The sequence below is a fragment of the Myroides sp. N17-2 genome (genome assembly GCF_002286775.1).
Lineage (GTDB): Bacteria > Bacteroidota > Bacteroidia > Flavobacteriales > Flavobacteriaceae > Flavobacterium.
Genome location: NZ_NSGJ01000031.1, coordinates 24,274 through 48,379 on the forward strand (window position 1 = coordinate 24,274; position 24,106 = coordinate 48,379).

General features: G+C 31.1%; 22 protein-coding genes. 20 read left to right on the forward strand and 2 right to left on the reverse strand.

Annotation, left to right across the window (positions count from 1 at the left end):
• Positions 1-2: 2 nt before the first annotated feature.
• The 20 genes from CF599_RS12890 to CF599_RS19875 all read left to right on the forward strand — a co-directional run bounded on the left by CF599_RS12890 (position 3) and on the right by CF599_RS19875 (position 20,251).
• Positions 3-1,712, forward strand: coding sequence for a hypothetical protein (locus tag CF599_RS12890; RefSeq protein WP_121966429.1), 1,710 nt, complete (start codon positions 3-5; stop codon positions 1,710-1,712).
• A gap of 3 nt (positions 1,713-1,715) precedes the next feature.
• Positions 1,716-2,762: a dTDP-glucose 4,6-dehydratase gene (gene rfbB, locus CF599_RS12895; RefSeq protein ID WP_121966430.1), complete on the forward strand. Its 1,047-nt coding sequence runs from the start codon at positions 1,716-1,718 to the stop codon at positions 2,760-2,762.
• Positions 2,763-3,028: 266 nt separating this feature from the next.
• Entirely contained in the window at positions 3,029-3,388 is a 360-nt protein-coding gene (locus CF599_RS12900) for a four helix bundle protein (RefSeq protein ID WP_121966431.1), read from the forward strand.
• 303 nt (positions 3,389-3,691) lie between these two features.
• Entirely contained in the window at positions 3,692-4,564 is an 873-nt protein-coding gene (rfbA, locus tag CF599_RS12905; protein ID WP_121966432.1) for a glucose-1-phosphate thymidylyltransferase RfbA, read from the forward strand.
• The gene (locus CF599_RS12910; protein ID WP_121966433.1) at positions 4,565-6,004 is read left to right on the forward strand and encodes a lipopolysaccharide biosynthesis protein; all 1,440 of its coding nucleotides are present in this window, start codon (positions 4,565-4,567) and stop codon (positions 6,002-6,004) included. It begins immediately after the preceding gene.
• Positions 6,005-6,006: 2 nt separating this feature from the next.
• Positions 6,007-7,080, forward strand: coding sequence for a DegT/DnrJ/EryC1/StrS aminotransferase family protein (locus CF599_RS12915; RefSeq protein WP_121966434.1), 1,074 nt, complete (start codon positions 6,007-6,009; stop codon positions 7,078-7,080).
• A gap of 2 nt (positions 7,081-7,082) precedes the next feature.
• Positions 7,083-7,709: an acetyltransferase gene (locus CF599_RS12920; RefSeq protein WP_121966435.1), complete on the forward strand. Its 627-nt coding sequence runs from the start codon at positions 7,083-7,085 to the stop codon at positions 7,707-7,709.
• A 2-nt stretch (positions 7,710-7,711) separates the two neighbouring features.
• Positions 7,712-8,785 (forward strand): TDP-N-acetylfucosamine:lipid II N-acetylfucosaminyltransferase, encoded by a 1,074-nt coding sequence (locus tag CF599_RS12925; RefSeq protein ID WP_121966436.1) that lies wholly within the window; start codon positions 7,712-7,714, stop codon positions 8,783-8,785.
• A gap of 19 nt (positions 8,786-8,804) precedes the next feature.
• Entirely contained in the window at positions 8,805-9,950 is a 1,146-nt protein-coding gene (locus CF599_RS12930) for an EpsG family protein (protein WP_121966437.1), read from the forward strand.
• Entirely contained in the window at positions 9,947-11,038 is a 1,092-nt protein-coding gene (locus tag CF599_RS12935; RefSeq protein WP_121966438.1) for a glycosyltransferase family 1 protein, read from the forward strand. Before CF599_RS12930 ends, CF599_RS12935 begins: the two co-directional genes overlap by 4 nt.
• 11 nt (positions 11,039-11,049) lie before the next feature.
• A complete protein-coding gene (locus CF599_RS12940) occupies positions 11,050-12,123 on the forward strand; it encodes a glycosyltransferase (RefSeq protein WP_121966439.1) in 1,074 nt (357 codons plus the stop codon).
• A complete protein-coding gene (locus tag CF599_RS12945) occupies positions 12,110-13,276 on the forward strand; it encodes a glycosyltransferase family 4 protein (protein WP_121966440.1) in 1,167 nt (388 codons plus the stop codon). Before CF599_RS12940 ends, CF599_RS12945 begins: the two co-directional genes overlap by 14 nt.
• Positions 13,276-13,881, forward strand: a complete 606-nt coding sequence (locus CF599_RS12950; RefSeq protein WP_121966441.1) for a sugar transferase — start codon at positions 13,276-13,278, stop codon at positions 13,879-13,881. The genes CF599_RS12945 and CF599_RS12950 overlap by 1 nt, the downstream gene beginning before the upstream one ends.
• 14 nt (positions 13,882-13,895) lie before the next feature.
• Complete coding sequence (locus tag CF599_RS12955) at positions 13,896-14,495, forward strand: acetyltransferase (protein ID WP_121966442.1); 600 nt, start codon at positions 13,896-13,898, stop codon at positions 14,493-14,495.
• A 137-nt stretch (positions 14,496-14,632) separates the two neighbouring features.
• Positions 14,633-15,769, forward strand: coding sequence for a DegT/DnrJ/EryC1/StrS aminotransferase family protein (locus CF599_RS12960; protein ID WP_121966443.1), 1,137 nt, complete (start codon positions 14,633-14,635; stop codon positions 15,767-15,769).
• 246 nt (positions 15,770-16,015) lie between these two features.
• On the forward strand, positions 16,016-16,456 hold the full coding sequence (locus tag CF599_RS12965; RefSeq protein WP_121966444.1) for a hypothetical protein: 441 nt from the start codon (positions 16,016-16,018) through the stop codon (positions 16,454-16,456).
• Positions 16,457-17,118: 662 nt separating this feature from the next.
• Complete coding sequence (locus CF599_RS12975; RefSeq protein WP_121966445.1) at positions 17,119-17,940, forward strand: M12 family metallopeptidase; 822 nt, start codon at positions 17,119-17,121, stop codon at positions 17,938-17,940.
• A 108-nt stretch (positions 17,941-18,048) separates the two neighbouring features.
• Entirely contained in the window at positions 18,049-18,921 is an 873-nt protein-coding gene (locus tag CF599_RS12980; RefSeq protein WP_254050303.1) for a hypothetical protein, read from the forward strand.
• Between the two features lie 395 nt (positions 18,922-19,316).
• Positions 19,317-19,592 carry a hypothetical protein gene (locus CF599_RS19870; RefSeq protein ID WP_254050304.1) on the forward strand — a complete coding sequence of 92 codons (276 nt, stop codon included), beginning with the start codon at positions 19,317-19,319 and terminating at the stop codon, positions 19,590-19,592.
• Between the two features lie 413 nt (positions 19,593-20,005).
• A complete protein-coding gene (locus CF599_RS19875; protein WP_254050305.1) occupies positions 20,006-20,251 on the forward strand; it encodes a hypothetical protein in 246 nt (81 codons plus the stop codon).
• A gap of 978 nt (positions 20,252-21,229) precedes the next feature.
• Here CF599_RS19875 and CF599_RS12995 read toward each other — a convergent pair.
• Together CF599_RS12995 and CF599_RS13000 are read right to left on the reverse strand one after the other, a co-directional pair.
• Positions 21,230-21,895, reverse strand: coding sequence for a hypothetical protein (locus CF599_RS12995; protein ID WP_121966447.1), 666 nt, complete (start codon positions 21,893-21,895; stop codon positions 21,230-21,232).
• A 187-nt stretch (positions 21,896-22,082) separates the two neighbouring features.
• Positions 22,083-24,065 (reverse strand): sensor histidine kinase, encoded by a 1,983-nt coding sequence (locus CF599_RS13000; protein ID WP_121966448.1) that lies wholly within the window; start codon positions 24,063-24,065, stop codon positions 22,083-22,085.
• Positions 24,066-24,106: the final 41 nt, after the last annotated feature.

Sequence of the window (24,106 nt, forward strand, 5' to 3'; positions counted from 1 at the left end):
AAATGATAGGATTTACAGGTAAAATTAAATTAGTTCATTCAGTAGTTGAGAATGAGGAATTCTCCGTTTCTACTTTTAAGAATGTTAATATTGAAATTACAAGAACTTCTAATGGTAAGTTTTTAAAGGATAAGGTGTTTTTTGAACGTGAAGGTTTTCTTTTTTTAATTGAAGGAGTTATAACTAATACTAGTGAGTTAATTAAAAAGTATCAATGTTCTAATTGGGAGGAAGTTTTTTATGCTTCATTCCAAAGTAATAAAAAGTCTTTTTTTAATGAATTTAGAGGTTCGTTTTGTGGTTTAGTATATGATTTAAATACAAATCATTTAGTTTTGTTTGTAGATCAATTAAGAACGAAAGATATTTATTATTCTAAAGATGAAGAACATTTTTACTTTAGTACAGATATAGCAAAATTAGTTGAAGTAGAAAAAGGGAAGTATGTTTTAGATATTGATGCAGCATATTTGTTGTTAACATTTGGTGCGACATTAGAAGAAAGAACATTGTTCAGTAGTATTAGAAAGTTACCTTATGGATCATCTTTGCAGGTTTTAGACAGTACCTTAACTATAGAATCATATTATAAAATAGATATTGATTATAGTGGAAGTAATAAAAAGAGTAATTTAGAACATATAGAGCAAATTGATAAGTTGTTTCGACAAGCTATTGACAGACAGTTTTCAAAGGATGTGGAGTATGGCTATAATCACCTTGTTGGTCTTAGCGCGGGAAGAGATAGTAGAATGACTACTTGGGTTTCTAACAAGATGGGGTATAACCAAGATGTGATGAGTTTTACGTTTTCGGAAAGTGATCAGTTAGATGAAATGGTACCTAAGCAAATAGCGAGAGATTTAAATATTGAATGGGTATTTAAGGCTTTAGATAATGGAAACTGTTTTAAATTTTTTGAGAAAGTGAATGAGGTGCTGTGTGGAGAATTAAGTCTTCAAAATGTATTACATGGATATTCTTTTTTGAAAAATTTCAACTTTAGTAATTATGGAATGATTCATTCTGGACAGGTTGGTGATGGTGTAATAAACTATTATGGTAATGTAAGTGTTAGTAATTCTTTAATGCAAATACCATATGTACAGAGTAAGATGTTAATGAATAGAGTGATAGAAAGAAATATTGTTTCTTTAAGTGATTATAAGAGTGATGAGGAGTTTGTACATGTTAATCGTGGTATTGGTGTAACATTAGGATCAGCGCAATTCATTTATCAGTTTACAGAAACATTTTCTCCTTTTACTGATATTGATTTAATGAATTATTGTTTTACAGTTCCTTATGACATTCGTAAAGGGTTGAAATTATACGATGATTGGATGATTAATAAATATCCTGAATCTACAAAGTATTCGCATAATGGTAGAAAGATTGGTGGGAAAGAGATTACTTTCATGGGAAAGAGTAGTACATTAGGTGAGTTACCAGAAAAAATAATACGTACTGCTAAAAATACTTTTTTTAATAGCAGTAAAGGTCTTGCTTTAACAGGGATGAATCCGATGGATCGATGGTATCTTGAAAATAGTTCTCTTAGAAGCAAAATTGACAACTATTATGATGAGAATATTAATCTAGTTACAGATGATATTTTAAAGAGTGATGTGGAGATTTTGTTTAAAAATGGTAATGTTGGAGACAAAATGCAAGTGATAACTTTATTAACTACATTAAAACAGTATTTTTAGTTTATGAAAAAAATAGTAATCACAGGGGGAGCGGGATTTATCGGTTCTCACGTTGTTAGACAGTTTGTAAATAAGTATCCAGCGTACTACATCTATAATCTAGATGCATTAACGTATGCAGGTAATCTAGAGAATCTAAGAGATTTAGAAAGTGCTTCTAACTATACTTTTGTTAAAGGAGATATTACAGATGAAACGTTTATCAATGAGTTGTTCCAAAAAGAACAATTTGATGCAGTGATTCATTTAGCAGCTGAGTCGCATGTGGATCGTTCAATTACAGATCCATTGGCATTCGTGAAAACAAATGTTATTGGAACAGTAAATTTATTACAAGCCTTTAAAGGATTGTGGCAAGGGAATTGGGAAGGAAAGCGTTTTTATCACGTAAGTACAGATGAAGTATATGGAACATTAGGAGAAGTAGGGTTATTTACAGAGACAACTTCGTATGATCCTAATTCGCCTTACTCAGCGTCTAAAGCTAGTTCAGATCACTTCGTACGTGCGTATGGAGAGACGTATGGAATGCCTTATGTAGTAAGTAACTGTTCTAATAATTATGGACCTAATCACTTTCCAGAGAAGTTAATACCGTTGTGTATTCACAATATTATAAATAATAAGCCATTACCTATTTATGGAAATGGAAAATATACACGTGATTGGTTATTCGTTATTGACCACGCAAGAGCTATAGATGATGTATTCCATAAGGGAGTAAATGCCGAGACGTATAACATCGGTGGATTCAATGAATGGCAGAATATCGACTTGGTTAAAGAGCTGTGCAAACAGATGGACGGAGTCTTAGGTCGTGAAGAGGGTACAAGTGAGCAATTAATCACTTTCGTGAAAGATAGACCAGGACATGATTTGCGTTACGCTATCGATGCTACTAAAATAAATAAAGAATTAGGATGGGCACCATCAGTGACTTTCCCTGAAGGATTAGCTAAGACTATTGAATGGTTTATGGAGAATCAAGAGTGGCTAGATAATGTGACGAGTGGAGCGTATGCTGATTATTATGTGGAGCAGTATAAGTAATTAGGTTAGAAGGTGAAGAGGTTAGGAAGTGATGATGATAAGTTAAATTTGCTTTTGCAAGGTTACATAACCACCTAACAAATTAGGTTAGGGGGTTAAAAAGTGATGGAGTGATGATGTGAAAGGAAATCTGCTTTTATAAGTCTGTATAACCTTGTAACTTTATAACCGTTTAACAAAAGTAGTTAGAAAGTGATGAAGGTAAGTTAAATTTACTTTTGCAAGTCTACATAACCATCTAACTTTATAACCATATAACAAAAACTATGAAAATAGAATCACACAGAGACTTAAGAGTTTGGCAAGAAAGTATGAACTTAGTGGAAAGAGTCTACATTATTGTAAGAGAATTTCCTAAAGAAGAATTGTATGGATTAACTAGTCAAATTAAGCGTTCAGCTGTTTCTGTACCTTCTAATATAGCTGAAGGTGCAGGGAGGAAGAGTAATGTGGAATGGATTCGTTTTTTGTATATTGCTTTAGGCTCGTTAAGTGAGTTGGAGACACAACTAGAGCTTGGAATACGTTTGCAGTTTATGAATAAGGACAATACATTATTTGAGCAAATTAAGTTTATTAGAAATATGCTCTCTAAGTTAATTATTAGTTTAAAAGAAAAAGAATAGAGAAATGGGTTAGAAGGTGAAGAGGTTAGGAAGTTATGATGTAAAGTTTAATTCACTTTTACAAGTCTACGTAACCGCATCACTTTAAAAATACGTACCAAAAATAGGTTAGAAGGTGAAGAGGTTAGGGAGTGATGATGTGAAGTAAATGCTCTTTTACAAGTCTACATCACTTTATAACTGTGTAACTTTATAACCATTTTAACAATTAGATTAGAAATGATGGAGTTAGGAACTTAAGTAAATTTACTTTTACAAGTCTTTATAACCCCATCACTTTATAACTATATCACACAAAAAAAAATGAAAGGAATAATATTAGCAGGTGGGTCAGGTACACGTTTACACCCCTTAACTTTAGCGGTATCAAAGCAATTGTTACCGATATACGATAAACCAATGATTTACTACCCCTTATCAGTATTGATGTTGGCGGGTATTAGAGAGATATTGATTATATCAACTCCTCATGATTTGCCTAACTTCAAGAAGTTATTTGGGGATGGGAGTCAGTTTGGGATTCAATTAAGTTATGCGGAACAACCAAGTCCTGATGGATTAGCACAAGCTTTTATTATAGGAGAAGAGTTTATAGGAAATGATGATGTGTGTTTAGTATTAGGAGATAATATCTTCTATGGTGCTGGAATGCAAAAACTACTAAAAGCATCTATTCAAACAGTAGAGGAAGAAAAGAAAGCAGTTGTATTTGGCTATTATGTAGAAGATCCTGAACGCTATGGAGTAGCAGAGTTTGATGAAGCTGGAAATGTATTAAGTTTAGAGGAGAAACCTGCTGAACCTAAATCTAATTATGCAGTAGTTGGATTGTATTTCTATCCTAATTCTGTAGTACAAATAGCTAAGGATGTAAAACCATCACATCGAGGAGAGTTAGAGATTACGTCTGTCAATCAGGCTTATTTAGCGGATGATCAATTGAAATTACAGACAATGAGTCGTGGCTTTGCTTGGTTAGATACAGGTACACATGAATCATTAACAGAGGCAACGGAGTTTGTGAAGGCTGTAGAGAAACGTACTTCTCTTAAGATTGCTTGTTTAGAAGAAATCGCTTTAACGTATCAATGGATATCTAAAGAAGAAATGAAAGACAGGGTTAAGGGATTAAAAGGAGATTATTACGATTATATTAAAAAGAGATTTTCACTATAGATGTCATTAAGAGGACAAGCCATTGGAGGAGTATTTTGGACAGTTGCAGATGCTTTTGTTTTAAGAGGAATGACTTTTATTGCTAGTATTATATTAGCACGATGGTTAGGTCCTAGTGAGTTTGGTTTAGTAGGGATGATGACAGTCTTTATCGCCTTAGGAACAACTTTAACAGATAGTGGACTAACAGCTTCCTTAATACGTACGAAAGAGCGAGATCAACGTGATTATACAACCGTTTTTTGGTTAAACTTGGGGATGAGTCTATTCATTTATATAGTTTTATTTTTTAGTGCGCCATATATAGCTCTTTTTTTTAAGCAGGAAGTTTTAGTTGGATTGATTAGAATATATACACTTGGTTTTATAATTTCTGCTTTTTCTGCAGTTCAGTTAGCCAAGCTCACAGCGAACCTTGAGTTTAAGAAAATAGCTAAATTAAATGTACCAGGCACAATTATAGGTACATCAATAGGATTAGTATTGGGTTATTATAACTATGGGGCATATGCAGTTGTCTATATGTATTTAAGTATCCAAATTATACAGTCTTTTATGCTGTGGATGATGAGTAATTGGAGGCCTGTTTTTTCTTTTTCAAAAGATAGAGCTGAGTATCATTACAAGTTTGGGTATAAGCTGATGTTGTCTAATGTGATAGGTATTGTATTTCAGAATATTTATGATATTATTATAGGGAGGGTTTATTCTGTAAAGGTTCTAGGCTATTACGAGAGATCTCATTCATTTAATAATTTTCCAATATCTATGATCACTTCAGTAATGTCTAAAGTTACTTATCCTTTACTGTCAAGTATTCAGGACGATAAATTACAGTTAGGTATAGTTTATAGAAAGATTTTACGATTAACATTTTTTATAGTAGCTCCATTAATGACAATAGCAGCAGCTATAGCAGAACCTTTATTTCAACTAATGCTAGGCGATGCATGGCTACCGGCAGTACCTTTTTTTCAGATAATATGTTTAAGCACAATGTTCTTTCCAATTCATGCATTTAATTTGAATGTTTTCATGGTCTATGGTAGGAGTGATTTATTCTTAAAATTAGAAGTTATAAAGAAAATTGTTATTATAGGATCGATAGTAATTGGTTTTTATTTTGGGATATATGGATTATTATGGGGGAGCGTTGTGACCTCATATATATCATTAATTATCAACACACACTACAGTGCAGATATGATTAATTATTCACAGAAGCAGCAGTTTAATGATATGTTACCTATTCTTGTTTTTGCATTAATAAGTTCAGGGGGAGTATTTCTTTTTAATGAATATGTTCAGTTCAATTTAAATATCGTTCAAGTTATTTTAGGTAGTATCTTAGGTGGAGTAACATATTTGGTGTTAAACTATCTGATTAAAAGCGAGCCATTAATGTATAGTATTAGTTTAATAAAAGAAAAAATAAAGTAGATATGATTCCAGTTGTAAAACCTTTTCTTCCTCCAATAGAAGAATATCAAGTGTTGTTAGAAGGGATATGGGAACGTCAGTGGTTAACCAATATGGGACCGTTGGCAACAAAATTAGAAAGTGAATTGCAAAAACATTTGAAGGTTAGTAATTTACTATTCGTTACTAATGGTACTGTAGCCTTACAGATGGCTATTAAAGCTCTGGATCTTAAGGGAGAGATTATTACCACTCCTTTTTCATTTGTAGCGACTACTAGTATAGTTGTATGGGAAGGCTGTACTCCTATATTTGTTGATATAGATAAAGATACTTTAACTATCGATGCATCTAAGATAGAAGCTGCTATAACGAAAGATACAGTGGCGATTATGGCAACGCACGTATATGGTAATCCATGTGATGTGGAGGCTATAGAATTAATAGCGAAGAAGCATAATCTAAAAGTAATTTACGATGGAGCACACGCTTTTGGGGTAGAGTATAAAGGGAAGTCAATTTTTGAATACGGGGATATTTCTACTTGTTCGCTACATGCTACTAAATTATATCATACTACAGAAGGTGGTTTTATAGTAACTAAAGATGCAGATTTAGATATTAAGCTTCAACGTATTCGAAATTTTGGGATTTCAGGATTTGATACTTTTTCTGATTTAGGATTAAATGGAAAAAATTCCGAGTTGCATGCGGCTATGGGAGTTGTGAATCTAAAATATATCGATGCTATTCATTCTAAGCGCGAAGAATTGTATGAAGTATATACTGAAGGTTTAAAGGGATTCGCAGCTGTACAACCTGTATGGAGAGCTGAGGCTACGATGAATTATCCTTATTTCCCATTAGTGTTAGAAAGTGAAGAGCTGTTATTTAAGGTTAGAGAAGCTTTAGCTAAAGAAGATATACATTTACGTCGTTATTTTTATCCTTCATTAGCATCTTCATTACCCTATCTACCTAAGCAGTTATTAGAAATTACAGAAGATGTTGCAAAACGTGCTATATGTTTGCCTTTTTATTATGACTTGGAAGTTAGTGATGTTAAGCGTATTTGTGACATTTTAAGAAGTGTTTAATTATGTTGATAATTGGTGCAGGTGGTTTTGCTAAGGAACTTTTGCAGGTTCTTGAAGAAGATAAAATCGATAATACTATAGTTTTATTTGATAATATCAATGCTGATGTTTTAGAAGTTTTTTCAAAGTATAAAGTTTTAAAAAATTTTGAAGAATGTAAGGAGGTATTTTCTAACAATATTAAAGATTTTGTTTTAGGTATTGGTAATGGGAAAACTCGAATGAAATTAGCTGATAAATTCCTTTCGTTAGGGGGTAATATGGTTTCGGTTATTAGTTCTAAAGCATATGTAGGCGATCATATAATATTAGGAATCGGGGCTACAATTTTAGCAAATGCGACCATTTCTAATAGTGCACAAATAGGAAAGGGTTTATTAATGTATTATAAAGCAGTGATTACACATGATTGCTTGGTAGGTGATTATGTGGAATTGTCACCTGGTGCTACCTTATTGGGAAATGTAGAAATTGGTGATTTTACTCAAATAGGAGCAAATGCGACTATTTTGCCTGGTTTAAAAATTGGAAAGAATGTTGTAGTAGGGGCTGGAGCTGTAGTTTCTAGAGATTTGCCAGATAACTGTGTTGCAGTAGGGATTCCTGCAAGAATAATAAAACAATATTAAGTATGAATGTATTACATGTAATTGATGATGAGAAGTTTATAAATAGCTGTAAGGCTACTTTTGCTGTTGATGGAATAGATAATTACTATTTGAATAAGAACAAAGTATCAGATGTATACATTATTGATAATAGCATACATATTGTTGTGTTTCATTATTTGTCATTAGAAGACGCATATTTTATATCAAAATGCACATTAAATATTAAATATATTTGGTTTTTTTGGGGAGCAGATGGTTTCTGTTTTGGAGAATACTATAATAAATTTTTACTTTCTAAAACGAAAAGGATTAGGATACTTAATGAGTTCACTACTTCTGTCTTTTCAGGTATTAAGTGTTTTACTAAAACGCTATTTCCATTTATCATTGATAAAAGTAAGACAATACATATTATGTCTTCTGCTATAAAAAAGATAGATGTTGTGGTTCCTGTTATGCCACTTGATTTTGAAATGTTAAAGAGTGATTATGGTTTTGAAAATAGATTAATTCATGTTAATTATTTGACACCTTTTTTCTTTGATAATGAAGAAGAGGAAATGCCTAGATTTAGTAATGGCAGAAGTATACTATTAGGTAATTCTGCTAGCTATACCAATAATCATATAGAAGCTATTGATGTATTAAAAGCTTGTAATTCTACTAGGGAAATCATAATACCGTTGAATTATGGAGATAAAAGTTATGCTAGTCGAGTTAGTAATTATGCTAAAAGTAGATTAGGAGAAAAAGTCCGTGTATTAAGTGATTTTTTAGACTTTAAGGAGTACATTGCAGTAATGGATTCTACTTCAATTATTGTAATGAATCATTGTCGTCAACAAGCAGTAGGTAATATTATTATGGGGTTATTAACAGGTAAAACATTATATTTGCGAAAAGAGACAACAGTTTTCAATTTTTTATTCTCTGAGGGATTTTATATTAAAGAGTTTGGAGAAAATATGGAGGAATTGGAAGTATTTGATTCAATCAAATTATTAGAAAACTATCATAACGCATATCGTGTATTTGGTAGAGAGCGAATTCATAAAAAAATAGAGTATTTACTGAAAGAAGTCGTTTCAGAATAATTATATAGATTAATATATTATGTTTGATTACTATTTGTATCATATTGTAGCTTTGTCACCTGCATTGTTGTATTTTTTAAATGTAAATCCATTAATAGAAAAAAAAATAAGTTCTCTTCTTGTCTTTTTAATTGGTGTTTTTTTATGTTTTGGTTATATGACAGGTTCCGATTGGTCAACCTATGAACTTGTTTATGAAAACCCTTCATGGCATGCATTTTATGAGCCGGCTTTTGTGTTAATAATGAATATCGGTTATTTATTAGACTTTAATTTTTTTACATTTCTGATTATAACTAAACTATGTTGCTATTTTATTATTGTAAGAATGCTTAGAAGATATGGTAGAGAATATTTTTTACTTGCATTTAGTTTTTTTATTTCAATGTTCGGACTATTTTTATTTATTGATAATCCTCTGAGAAATCTATTAGCTATCGTTGTGTTTCTTATTGCTGTCAAATATTTTGAAGAAAAAAAATACAAATATTATATTTTACTAGGTATAGTATCAGTTTCATTTCATAAAAGTGCTTTGTTGATATTTCTGATAATGCCCTTGTTGAATTTACCATTTAAAAAATTATATAGGGTATTCTTAGGTATTAGTTTGATTTTTATTGCATTAGGTGCTAGTGGTTTATTTGCTACTATTTTTTCTAGCATAGTTGACTCTATTCCTTTTTTCAATAAATTTAACGATGCTTATTTAGAAGAAGATAATGAATTTATATTTAGAAGTACTTTAAATATGAAATCTATTCTGTTCGTTGGGTTATTTGCTTTAATTATTTTAAATCAGAAGTACTCAAAAAAGCAAGATCAAAGTTTTTTATATAAACTCTTTTTGATGTACTGTTTGCTTTTTATTGTTACACTTTTTGTGCCTATTTTTGATAGATTTACATTTTACTTTTGTGTATTTGGTAGTGTTATCTTAGTTAAGCATTCAAGTTTATTTAAGCCTTCAACGCGTTTGAATTATTACATTGTTTTTGTACTAATGATAATTATTAATACGCATACAATGATTATGAATAAATATGTGTATTTACCATATTCAAACTATTTGGAATATATGTATGAGGATAAGCCTAGTTATGAATACAGGCTTAATTATAATTATAAATATAGTCCTGCGGACAAGAATGAGGATAAGAAATGAGAAAAATAGTATATATACATAGGGCGAATTTTGAGAAGCGCCCTCCTGTAATTAGCTGCGTGCTTAATTTATTAGATATTGGATGTGAAGTAGTTCTTGTTACTACTGGTATTACTGAAGAGCTACAGAACAAAGTTGTGTCTAAAGGAGGCGAAGTAATTTGTGTGGATTATGTGATGCATAAATCACCTTTTGAATTAATAAGGAACACCTTTAATTATCGTAAAGATATTCAGAAAGTTTTAAAGTCGTATAATAGAAATGAAGTTATGCTTTGGGTTGAGGGTAATTATACAATTACTTCTTTATTTGATATTTTTACAAAGTTTGAGTACGTTTTGCAAATACAAGAAAACGACTTTGAAAGACATAAATTACCATTTGTAAATCTTAAGCGTATACTACAAAATGCGAAATTGATTTATATGCCTGAATATAACAGAGCTTGGTTGTATAAAATTAAGTTTGAATTAGATAAATTACCGTTAATTATGCCTAATAAGGCCTATTTGATGCCTTCGGGTGATGAGTTTTCAGATTTAGAAAGAAAGCACAGTGAGAAAGTAAAACTCCTTAAGGAAAAGAAGAATATTATATATCAAGGTCTTCTTTGTAAAGAAAGAGATCTAAAACCTTTTTTAAGAGCATTCGCAGATAATTCTACTTACAATATAGTGTTAATAGGTAAAGATTATGGTGTTTTAGATGAGTATAAGCAAATTATACCTACTTTAATTCATTTTGACTATCTACCATATCCAGATTATTTTATAGTAACGAAATATGGTGATATTGGAATAGTGACTTATGAACCTGATAATATTAATACAGTATATTGTGCTCCTAATAAGTTATATGAATATTCGTATTTTGGAATACCTCTTATAGGGAATGATATCCCTGGATTAAGTTATCCTATTAATACTTATAAGATGGGTGTAATTGTTGATATTACAAATGAATTATCTATTCAAGATGCTGTATGTAAAATAGAAGTAAATTATCAGGACTATAAAAGTAATGCTACACGGTTTTATAATGATTGTGATAATCAAAAAGTATTGAATAGTGTCTTAGAAATTTTGTAAAAGGGTATATTATGAAGATTGTTCATATTATTGATAGTTTAGGTGTAGGTGGGGCTGAGAAATTAATTGTTGACGTTGTTCCATTGCTAGTAAGCAGAGGATATGTTGTTGATGTAGTTCTGTTAAATGGTGAGAAAACACACTTATACGAAAAATTGTACGATTTACAGTGTTGTAATATTTATAGTTTAGGAAAATCGTATTATAATCCAATTTATATTTTTAAGATAATTCCTTATTTTTATAAATATGATGTAGTTCATGTTCATTTATTTCCTGCTCAATATTTTGCGGCTATTGCTAGGTTATTTTGTTTTATGAAAGTGAAATTGTTATTTACAGAACACAATACCTCTAACACGCGTTTAGAAAACAGAAAATATCGTTTGATAGAACGTATGATATATGCTTGTTATGGGAAAGTTATTTGTATTACCAAAGAAGTTATGTCTACTTTGAGTAACAAATTAAATTTGCCAGATAAGAAGCTTTTGGTTGTTGAAAATGGTGTTAATTTGGTAAGTATTGAAAGTAGCATACCTACTATTCGTAAAGATTTAGGTTTTAGCGATGAGGATAGATTGCTCATTATGGTAGCAGGATTTAGACAACAAAAGGATCAGGATACTATTATAAGAACATTAAAGCATTTGCCTAGTGAGTATAAATTGTTATTGGTAGGTGATGGAGAGAGAAGAAACGTATTAACATCATTAGTTAACGATTTAAGCTTAACTGAAAGAGTTTCGTTCTTGGGCATTCGTAGTGATGTGTATAGTTTAATGAAGATGTGTGATATAGTGATATTAAGTTCACATTGGGAAGGATTTGGTTTGGTAGCAGTGGAGGCAATGGCTAGCGGTATTCCGCTAATTGCTTCTAATGTAGAAGGATTAGCACAAGTAGTTGAAGGTGGAGGTTTGTTATTTGAAAAAGGCGACGTGAAAGATTTAAAGGAGAAAATACAAATATTGGAAGTTGGAGAAGTATATAATCAAGTAAGTGATAGTTGTCTAGAGAAGTCAAAACAGTATGATTTAAATGTGATGGTTGATAAATTGATAGAAATCTATGAAGCAGTATAAAATAATACGTACTTCCACTATACCTCTATCTTTAAATATTCTTCTTAAAGGTCAGTTAGCTTATTTAAATAAGAAATTTGAAATAGTAGGTGTATCTTCTAAAGGAGACGATTTAAATGAAGTAAGTGATAGAGAAGGAATCAAGACGATCGCTATAGAGATGGAAAGAGGAATTTCTCCAATTAAGGACTTTGTTTCTTTAATAAAATTGTATTGTGTACTAAAGGAGGAAAAACCTTCAATAGTACATTCAATTACTCCTAAAGCAGGATTGTTGACTATGCTTGCAGGAAAGTTGGCTGGAGTACCTATTCGTATGCATACATTTACTGGATTGATATTTCCAACACGTACAGGTATTATGCAAAAATTGTTAATTAAGATGGATCAATTACTTTGTTGGTCTGCCACTAATATTTATCCAGAAGGACAAGGGGTAAAACAAGATTTGTTAAAGTTTAATATTACAAAGAAGCCTTTAGAAGTTTTGGCTAATGGAAACGTTAACGGGATGGATTTAGCATACTTTAATCCTGTTGCGTTGGACAAACAATCTTTGATAGATTTAAAACTAGATTTGGGAGTAAAAGAATCAGATTTTGTGTTTGTATTTGTTGGACGTTTAGTTGGTGATAAAGGAATAAATGAATTAGTGCATGCTTTTGAAGAGATAAGTGAAAATAAGTCGATAAAGCTGTTATTAGTGGGGCCTTTAGAGGAAAAATTAGATCCTTTACATAATTCAACACTTGAGATTATTAAGAAGAATAAAAGTATTATTCCTGTTGGATTTCAAAAAGATGTACGGCCATACTATGCCATATCAAACGCGTTAGTTTTTCCTAGTTATAGAGAGGGATTCCCTAATGTGGTGATGCAAGCAGGTGCTATGGAATTACCTTGTATTGTGTCAGATATTAATGGATGCAATGAAATTATAGTAGATGGCGTAAACGGAATGATTATTCCAGTTAAGAATACTGAAGCTATTAAGGAGAGTATATTGAAGTTAGTAGATAATGAGAAATACTATTGTTTATTAAAAGAGAATAGTAGAAGAATGATCAATGAACGCTATGAACAGAGTGTGGTTTGGAATGCATTGTTAGAAGAGTATAATAGGCTAATAGTAAAATATAATGGTAAGAAGTAATGTATAGACAATTTTTAAAAAGGTTATTTGATTTTATAGCTGCTATATTAGGATTACTGCTTTTAAGCCCAATATTTATTGTTGTAGTTATAGGTTTGTATTTTGCCAATGAAGGTAAACCTTTCTTTTTTCAGGCACGTCCAGGGAAAGATGGAAATATCTTTAAGATAGTGAAGTTTAAAACGATGAACGATAAGAAAGATAGTAATGGGAATTTACTATCTGATGCTGAACGCTTGACATCTATTGGTGCTTTTGTGCGTAAGACATCATTAGATGAGATACCACAGTTAATCAATGTACTGAAGGGAGATATGAGTTTGATTGGACCTAGACCGTTATTACCGCAGTATTTGCCATTATATAATAATGAACAGAAGAGAAGACATGAGGTGAAACCAGGTATTACTGGATGGGCTCAAGTCAATGGGCGTAATGCTATATCTTGGAAAAAGAAGTTTGAATTAGATGTGTATTATGTAGATCATCTAAGTTTTTCTCTAGATGTGAAGATATTCTTTTTAACGATTAAGAAAGTCTTTGTTAGAGAAGGAATTTCACAAGAAGGACAAGCTACAGCAGAAGCATTTAATGGAAACAATTAATAAGTAGGATTAATATGTATCTATATGGAGCAAGTGGACACGGCAAAGTAATCGCAGAGATAGCAGAACAACTCAATATATCTATTGATGGATTTATTGATGGAAATTCAGCTATTACTAGCGTCCTTGATTATAAAGTTATTGCTAGTGATGCATTAGGATTAGAAGGGAAGGCTGTTATTAGTATTGGTAATAATAAGATTAGAAAGTTAATTGCTAATCGTGATAATCACTTAAATTATATAACACTATTTTCTCCAAAAGCCAATATAAGTTGTCGTGTTTTGATTGACGAAGGGACTGTAGTGATGATGGGAGCAACGGTTAATAGTGAAGTGAAGATTGGAAAACACTGTATTATTAACACAAATGCTTCTGTAGATCACGACTGTGTGATAAAAGACTATGTGCATATATCCCCAAATGTAGGGTTAGCAGGGAATGTAGAAGTAGGAGAGGGTACCCATATAGGTATTGGAGCAGCTGTTATACAAGGTGTGAAAATAGGCGAATGGTGTACCATTGGTGCAGGCACTGTGGTTATAAAAGATATACCTGATTATGCTGTAGTAGTGGGTAATCCAGGCAAGATTATAAAATACAATAGAGAATAAGCCACTCCATAAAGAGTGGTTTTTTTGTATTCTATTATTTCCCTCAAAATACAATTAATCTCACCCATTAAATAGATATTGTATTTTATAAATTATTATCTTTAACAACTGATAAAAGAAATAAAATATACTATATAATGAAATCAAAAATTTGGTTATCATCTCCTCATATGGGGGGACAAGAGCTAAAGTATATACACGAAGCTTTTGATACGAATTGGGTGGCTCCACTAGGACCTAATGTGAACGGATTCGAAGAAGACTTAGAGACTTTCTTAGGAGAAGGAGTACAAGTAGCGGCACTTAGTGCAGGTACAGCGGCTCTACACATGGGGTTAATTAACTTAGGTGTAGAGGCTGGAGATGAAGTGATTTGTCAGACGATGACGTTCTCGGCATCTGCTAACCCAATCGCTTACTTAGGGGCTAAACCGGTATTCGTAGATAGTGAAACAGATACGTGGAATATGTGTCCTGTGGCATTAGAAGAGGCTATTAAAAGTAGAGCGATAGCTACTGGTAAAAAACCTAAGGCTATTCTACCTGTACACTTGTATGGTATGCCTGCGAAGATGGATGAGATTATGGCTGTGGCTAATAAATATGAGATTCCTGTATTAGAGGATGCAGCTGAAGGACTTGGTAGTACGTATAAAGGTCGTCAGTGTGGTACATTCGGAGAGATGTCTGCGTTGAGTTTTAATGGAAATAAGATTATCACTACTTCAGGTGGTGGTGCGCTAGTATGTCAAACGAAAGAAAGTAAAGATAAAACAGTATTCTTATCTACTCAGGCTCGTGATGATGCTCCTCACTATCAACACTCTCACATCGGATATAACTACCGTATGAGTAATATAGTAGCGGGTATAGGACGTGGTCAGATGGAGGTCTTAAATGATCGTATCGCTGCTCGTCGTGCTAATAATGCTTTCTACCAAGAGTTGTTTAAAGATATCGCTGGAGTAACTGTATTTGTAGAGCCTACAGAAGAGTTCTTCTCTAACCATTGGTTAAGTTGTATCACTGTGGATGCGTCTGTATGTGGTAAGAATAGAGAGCAATTGCGCTTAGCGTTGTTAGAAGATAATATCGAGACTCGTCCATTATGGAAGCCTATGCATATGCAGCCTGTATTTGAGAATGCGCCTTACTATGGTGGTAAAGTAGCAGAACAGTTATTTGACTGTGGATTGTGCTTACCTTCTGGTAGTAATATGACGGATGAAGAAAGAGAGCGTATTGCTGTTGCTGTAAGAGCGTTTTTTGCTTAAATAGGTGATTCTGTTTTTTTGTGATGCTTCACACGGATTGTTCGACGCGCCACCTGTCCCATTCACTAAAAACATCTACAAGATGTTTTCTTAACGCTCTGTCCTGCGTGAGCGTGCAGAAGAATAGATATATTGATATAAGGAAAAGCTGTTGTCTTAGGACAATGGCTTTTTTTATTTTACTAAATAGTTTTAGAATTTATACAAGGGAGGTTTTTAGTATCATTTAAAAGTAAATAAAACGATATGAATAGAATAAGTATTAAGTGTAATAACTGTGGGGAAATTGTCGCAGTGGTGAGTAATAAATTAAGTAGCTCAGAGAGAGATCGTGTGTTGACAATGTTTTTAACTAAGGAAGAAGAAGATACTTACAGAAGAGTAATACTTCAATTAATAAAGTTAGAGAGCTTGGCGTTAATTTTATATTATACTTCTAGTACAAACTGGGCATGGTGGGGGATATTTATATTGTGTGTAGGTGTCTTCTCATTGTTACAATCCTATTCAGTTCGATGGATTTATGTAGTGGGATTATCACTAGGGATTGGTTATCTATTTCCTTTTAAAGTATTAGAAATAGAAGTAGGAGGATGGTGGTATGTTATATTTATATTTCTGCTCTCTATGTTAATACATGGTATGGCATTGACAAAAGATCAAAAGACATTTGATTTAATTGATTAAGGTGTTAACCTTAGGACGATGACTTAAATTATGTAGTGATGTCATGAAGATGTGATTTGGGTATTCTTTAAACTAGTACTCCGAAATCACAGACACTAATCGAACTGTAATATTATCCATACAGTAATTTTTTGATGTAAAGTCTTTGTCTTTATATTCTTCTACGATGATATGTACTTGTATGTCAAATGAAAGTTTTAGTTTTTTAAGTATTAGTGCAATACAAAAGAGAATTAGTAAAATGCTATATGAATTTAATGTAGCTGCTTATCAAGATTTAATACAAGTAATAAAAAGAAACCAATTATTATAATCTACTTAATAGAACCTTTTTGAAATATAACTAAAAAGATCGCGGAGTTTTCATGCTTGTTATAAAAAAAGGATTGTCAATATATATATTATAAAAAAACACTTTCTTCCAATATAATGTAATTGAAAAATAAGTCAAATTACTATAGTTACTTTTTGACGTAGTTGTATTTCTTAAAATCTCTATCTGAAGAACGTATTTTATCGCTGTGTTGAATTTTAAAAGCAGTGTTTTTTAACACATTGTGTGTCTTAACTCCCTTTATAGTTAATAGTTAGGTTGTGTTTTTTTATACTAAAATATTGTTGTTAAGTTTATATTAATATAAACCAAATTAAATATCAATATTATGAAATTACACCAAAAGATTCTACTAGGATCATTTATTTCGGTTGCATTAGTATCATGTAATACTAGCGATAATGAAGCAGTGGGGGAGAATAATTCTCAAGGGCTTAAAGAATTGAGAGTTGTTCCAAAAGCAGATATTCCTTCAGGTTTTGAAGGTGTGCAAGTTTGTAAAGATGTTTATCCTTCTGGAACTGATCCAAGAGGAGCTGTTGTTACCAGTACAAAATGGCCTAATGGTAGTGTTATCACTGTAGGTTTATACGGAGGTACAACGAAAGTTCGCAATAAAGTAATGCAGTATGCCCAGGAGTGGTCTAATCATGCTAATATTACTTTTAACTTCGTTAATACAGGAACTCCACAGATTCGAGTTACTTTTACACAAGGAGCGGGATCTTATTCATATTTAGGAACACAAGCTCTTAGTATTCCTTCTAATGAAGAAACAATGAATTTTGGTTGGTTTGATGATTCTACAAGTGATGCTGAATTCAGTAGAACAGTTATTCATGAATTTGGACATGCTTTAGGTATGATTCATGAACACCAACACCCTTTAACTACTATCCCTTGGGATAAAAATAAGGTATATACTTATTATGCAGGTTATCCAAATTATTGGAGTAAGAAAGATGTAGATAATAATCTATTTGCAAAATATTCAACGACTCAAACGCAATATAGTGCCTACGATACACAATCAATTATGCATTATAGCATTAGTAGTAATCTTACAACAAACGGATTTAGTGTAGGTAATAATACTGTTTTATCTGCAACAGATAAACAATTTATTGCAACGGTTTATCCAAGATTATAAAAGTACATCTAGTTAAATAAAAATCTACCTTGTATAATTCAAGGTAGATTTTACTTATATATGATTATGAATAAATGGTTTCACCTTCTATTTTTTAGCTTTTTTTCCTTGTTAATAAATGCACAAGAAAGAGAACAACAATCTTACATTATTCCATATTTAGATTGGAGTCAAGAAAAATTTGATTGGAATATAGCTGGTAATGAAAATGGACAATATCCAAATATATTATCAGAGTTACAATGGAAGGATCTTCGCGGACCTAAAATGGGAATAAAATCTGTTATATCAATTCTATCAAAATTTCAGTTAAAATTAGACCTCAGTTATAAAAGCATAACAGCAGGGAAAGTAAGTGATACAGATTATGCAGGTGATAATAGATTTGTTAAAACTTCTGAACTTAATTTGCAAGCCAATAATGGTTATACAATCCAAACTCGCCTAGAATTATCTTATCTTCTTTGGTCTAGCCAAGGGTTCTCTTTTAGCCCTCATTTAGGATACTATGGTAGTTATCAGACGCTGTACATGCTCGATGGCGATATTCCACTTATTGCAAATAAGGAACTAAAGAGTACATATAAGCCTCAATGGCATGGGGTGATTTTTGGTGTTGAGACAAATTATAGAAATAAAAGATGGGATGTTAGTCTTGATATTAATGGTGCTTATTTACCTCACTATTCTGCTAAAGCAAATTGGAATCTTCGAGAAGAACTTAGACAGCCTATTAGCTTTGAACACAAATCTAAAGCAGTGCAATGGAATACAGGATTGTGTATTGGATATCAATTTGGAAAGCAAATTGAGCCTTTTATATCAATCAACTATACACAACTAACAGTTGGGAAAGGCACAGATACATTATACAAGGCAAATGGGACATTTCATAAAGCTCAACTAAATGAAGCTCACGCTAACAACATTAGTGTTGGCATTGGTCTTAAAATACTGCTTTTAGCTACGAATAATTATTAAACATTATAAGCAAGAATTTTAGATAAATAAGAAATGCACATAAAAATCTCCTTAGAGAAAGAGCTATTTATCAGTATTGCTTAGTTTATTTAGTTTGGACTGGAATCATCTGGTTAGTTTGCTGTTTTCTTGCCTTGAGTGGCTTTTTAGTTGCTAAATATGTTGTAGGAGGAAGGAAGATATCAGTGCTCAAAATAATGTAGATTGATATGCTTATAAGCAAAGGAAACTAATCACAGGTGTTATAGCATAATGTTTAACCCTTAGAAGATGTAGTTACTTGTACTTTCTATTACTTTTTCCTATATTTAATCCATGCTTTGGATTTTCTTCTATAGTTGAAACACTGAAACTTTCCGATTTACATCCATAAATGTCTCTAAAATAAAGAATATATGAGAAAACTATTATTCTTACTTTGCCTATTGACTTTTGCACAACTTTCAATTGCACAAGAAATCATGCAGTTTAAAGTAAGTAAAACCTATTGTATTTTTAATTTTATGGAAACAATGACTTCTCAGCAAGGAGTTTCCTCTACCTTGAGAGAATATATTGTACCAAAGGCCAGAAAGGATAGCGCTTTTCGAGTGATTTGTAGTGATTTTCAAAATTTAAAACTGAATTATTACTATCAATTAGACGGGTATCCAGCAAATAGAAAATCTTAGCGTTCAACGCAGGATTTGGTTATTATCACTTTAGTAAACGCAAGTACGATAGAAGAATTTAAACAGAGGTCGATAGGAATTTTACCTCATAGTGAACAGCACAAATTAGTGACTCTTCTTGAACAAGCAGAAAAGTATTACGATGTTTTAATCTGGAATGATTACGAGGTAATAATAAATGAACAACGAAAAAAATTAGAAACTTACATCCCCCAAGTATCAAAAATATTTGATAAGATTCGACATTTTTATCGTTCCACTTGGACTGCTGATATTCCTTTTCTTGTCAGTATTTATCCGATTCCTGGATAAAAGGGAGTTTCAACAGTTACGCCATATGCCAATAGTCTTTGTATTGGTGTTTTGACTAATGATACACGAGGTGTTGAACGGATGGGGGTGTTTTTTACGAAATGTGTCATGTATTATTTAATGAGCAAACTCCAGAATTTCAACAGCAAATCGATCAGTGGTTTGAAGAGAATACCTATTTATATAAACAGTATGCATATAACTTTTTTGATGAAGCCTTAGCTACAGCAATAGGAAATGGTTGGGTTCATAAAAACATCAGTGGAAGCTTACTTACAACGGATTGGTATAATAATGAATATATCAATGAATTTGCGAAAGAACTCTATCTCACCAACAGATTATAGTATCCTTTTGAATCGAGTTTCTATTTATAGCAATGCTGAAACTAATATTGAAAGAACGAAGATAAGACAAGCTTTTGGGAAACATTTTCAGATGCCCCATAGTAATTTATCATCTCCAATTTTAGCTCTACAAAATTTGGAATCGCTAAAAAGTAGCACTCAAACTCAATTAATTATTATTGACAAAAATCATCAGGAGACCTTTAAAAGAGATTTTCACACAATTATCAAAAATATCATCTATTGATCTAAGGAATAATACACTTGTGAGTTTTTATGATGAGTTAAATAGACCTATTATATATCATAGACAGCATGGGAGTGGAGATGCTTGTACAAAAAATGAAAACGCTAAAGTTTTTTGATTTAAAGGAGATCACCCAACACAAAGTAGAGTAATTAATAAAAAACTAAAATTAAACGGTAACATAGTCAAAGGACTATCAATTGGTGTTTAATACATAAAGTCTAAAACAAGATTTTGGAATAGAATCATTTAATCTAAAAAACTTCTATGCTACCGAAGCTGCCCGAATTTTTGTTATGATTACCTACAATCTAATGGCACTTTGTAGAATGTTTTTTTACAAGAGAAAACACAAAAACCACTTTCTACATTAAGTTATGAGCCTTTGCTAATGGAGCTTATTTTGAGAAATCAAATGACACAATCAAGCTTAAATTAGCACTAGTCAAGAAATGACGAAAACGATTCATAGGTTTATGGGATTACTCTTTAAATATACCTAATCTAATCTGGGATTAATGTAGTAAGAATAGTAAAGTAGGATTGTGTACTCTCAGAAATAGAAAAAAGAACTATTAAGGACTAGGTATTACTTTAAAAATAATCGTAAACAAAAGACGCTTTAAAAAAGACTAGTTATAACTAACTTTTTTAAGTGTCTTTTGCTTGTCTTATAGGTATTTGAATTCAAAAAACCTTACTTATTCAATACCCCCAATAAAGATTGGCTTTTATCTACCGAATGTATTTAACTTAGCAACTTCTTCAAAGCTGTCTATTTGTCCATGACCAACTCTATTTACTGATCCAGACATCAACATAGGTCTATTGCTTCCTAAAACTCTTAAATAACCTGATGCTTCAAGTATTTTAGTATTACCGTTTTCTATAAGAGGATGTTTGCTTCCATATTTATGTTGATATTTAACTGTTACTACTGAAGATTGTATATTAGCTTGAGAATCTGTGACTTCAGAGTCATCTGTAGTGCCACTATAATAGATTTTGGAAATTGTTTTACTAAAAGGAGTAGAGTGTTTTCCATAAACAATAAAAGCTTTGACTTGTTTTTTTAAGTCATTATCTGTAAAATCATTAGTTTTAATTTCTTCATTTAATAAATTAGATTCGTCTAAAAGGTTACCTTTTTTTACACTTTTTAAAAAATTTTCTAATTCTGAAATATCTAAATTCTTGATTTCTTCAATATCTTGTTTCTCTAACGGATAAGACTCTTCCCAACTATATTTTTTGAGTAAGTCTTTAACTTTATTTATTTTAACATCTAGTTTTTCTTTATTTGTTTGAATGTTTTGTTCTTTATCTTGATTTATTTCATCTGAAGAACAAGATATACATGAAAGTAAACTGGCTAATATTATTAATGATTTTTTCATTATTTTAAATAAGATTAAATTAATATTAAGCAAATATATAATAATTTTAGCAGTTATATAACATCGTAAAAATAGAATTTATCTAAGTACACGATAAAAATTAAAACAAAATTTAACCAAAATAGGTGGCACAAGTACTGCAAAATCACTGGAACTAATAGAATCTAATATCCATCCACTACTAATTTTATAAATTAAAAAAGATAGTAACTGTACTCAAATCGTTTATTATTTCAACATTTAAAGAAGCATTAAAACAATTTAAACGCGTATAAATACTTTTATATCCCACACCTTTTTTTACTTTATCTAATTCAAATCCCACGCCATTATCAATAACACGTAATTGTATTTGTTGATTATATCTAATGATAAAAATATAACAATTTGTAGCCTCGGAATGCTTGTTTACATTTTGTAATAACTCTTGTAAAATAAGATATAAATGCGTTTTTTGTTCAATACTAAAAAGATTCCAGTCAATGTACTTATCAATTGTATAAGTAAACTGCGTATTAAAATCATTCTTTTGAGAGTTAATCAAATTAATTAAAATATCATGATAAAGCTGTTTATGATCAAATAAATTATTGTGAATATCATGAGAGATACTCCTAACATCTTTTTCTATTGATTGTAATTCTTTTATAATTTTCTCTTTTTTATCAATTTCAAGGCAAACTAATTCTTTCAAGGTAATCCGAGTAACAAAGATTTTATTAACTATATAGTCATGTAAATCATTAGCTATTTTTTTTCGTTCTAAATCTCTTACATCATTTGTTATAGTTTCTTGCTCCTTTAAAAGTTTTTGAATTTCTTGTATAGATTGTTGTTCCTTTTTTTCATAGAGTAAGCGTTTGTTCTGTAGCTTTAATTTGTAAGTTAATAATACAGCGAGAAAAGACACTATAAGCAACACAATGACTGCTAATAAGTTTGTATTGTTTCTAGATAATAAAGCATTAGCTTTTTCTATTTTGCTGGTTTCAAACTCAATACGAGCAAACTTATTTCGTGTGTTTTTATCAATTTGGTTTAGACTATCTTGAGTTTTAAGATATAAAGAAATATATTTATCTTTATTTTTAAGATCATTAATTGATAAAAATTTCAAACTCTCTTTAAACTCATTTCCATATCCATTGTCTAATGAAAGGTTATAAGTTTCTTTGGCAATTTCTATTGCAGACAAAGTGTCTTTTTGTTTTAATTTAAACTTAGATAATTGAAGTTTACTTCTTGCAATACCTTGTTTGTGGTAAATACTTTCTCTTATCTTTAAAGATGCATTGTATAAAGATTCTACTTCTGATTTTGTTCCATTTAAAAGACTTTGATTGTATGCATAATTATTTAGTAGCATTGCTTTTAATTTTAAATGCTTACTTGTCTCAGCTTTTTCTAGTCCCTTTTCAAGATTAAACTTTCCTTGTTGTAAATTATGTGTTTCATTGTAATACCCCCCTAAATTATTATAATAAGATATCCATGATTTTTCTAAAAGCTCCTCATTATATCCCTCTTGTTTTAGCTTCTTAAGTAATCCAGGTATTTCTAAAAAATACTGTAATGCAGCATCATACTCTTTTAATTCTTTTAGAACTAAGGCCATTTGAACGTTTGCCTCATATAGTAATCTTGTATTATCTTGTTTTGAAAGGTTTTGAAAAGCACGAATAGTTGCAATTTCACACTCTGTATAAATACCTTTATTGTAAAGAATTTCTGCTTTATATAGAAGAACTTTAGCCAAGTTAGCACTGTCTTTAATAGAAAAATATAATTTCTCGGACTTTAAGTAATAGTAAAAGGCACTATCAATAACTTGTTTACTATCATAGTGGTCACCTTTATAAAGTAAAACTTTAGCCTGGTCAGATGTATCTTTATGTATAGTAGCTAAATTATAAACTTGATTTAGCCTTTTTAAAAATAGTTTATCTTCACTTAGCCATTCATAACGGATTGCTATTTTAAATAAAATCTCTCTTTTTAAAGAATCATTTTGTAAATACTCTAAATCAGTCGATAAACTATCCAGTAATCGTCTTTTATCAATTACTTGGTCATAATTAGCAAAATCATAAAGACTTTGATTTTGAATTACTTTAGACTTTGAACAACTTAAAAGTGCTAATAAAAAAAAAAGACAATAATATCTTATCATTTATTTTAAGGAATTTAATCAAAAATAATTAAAAAAAAGCA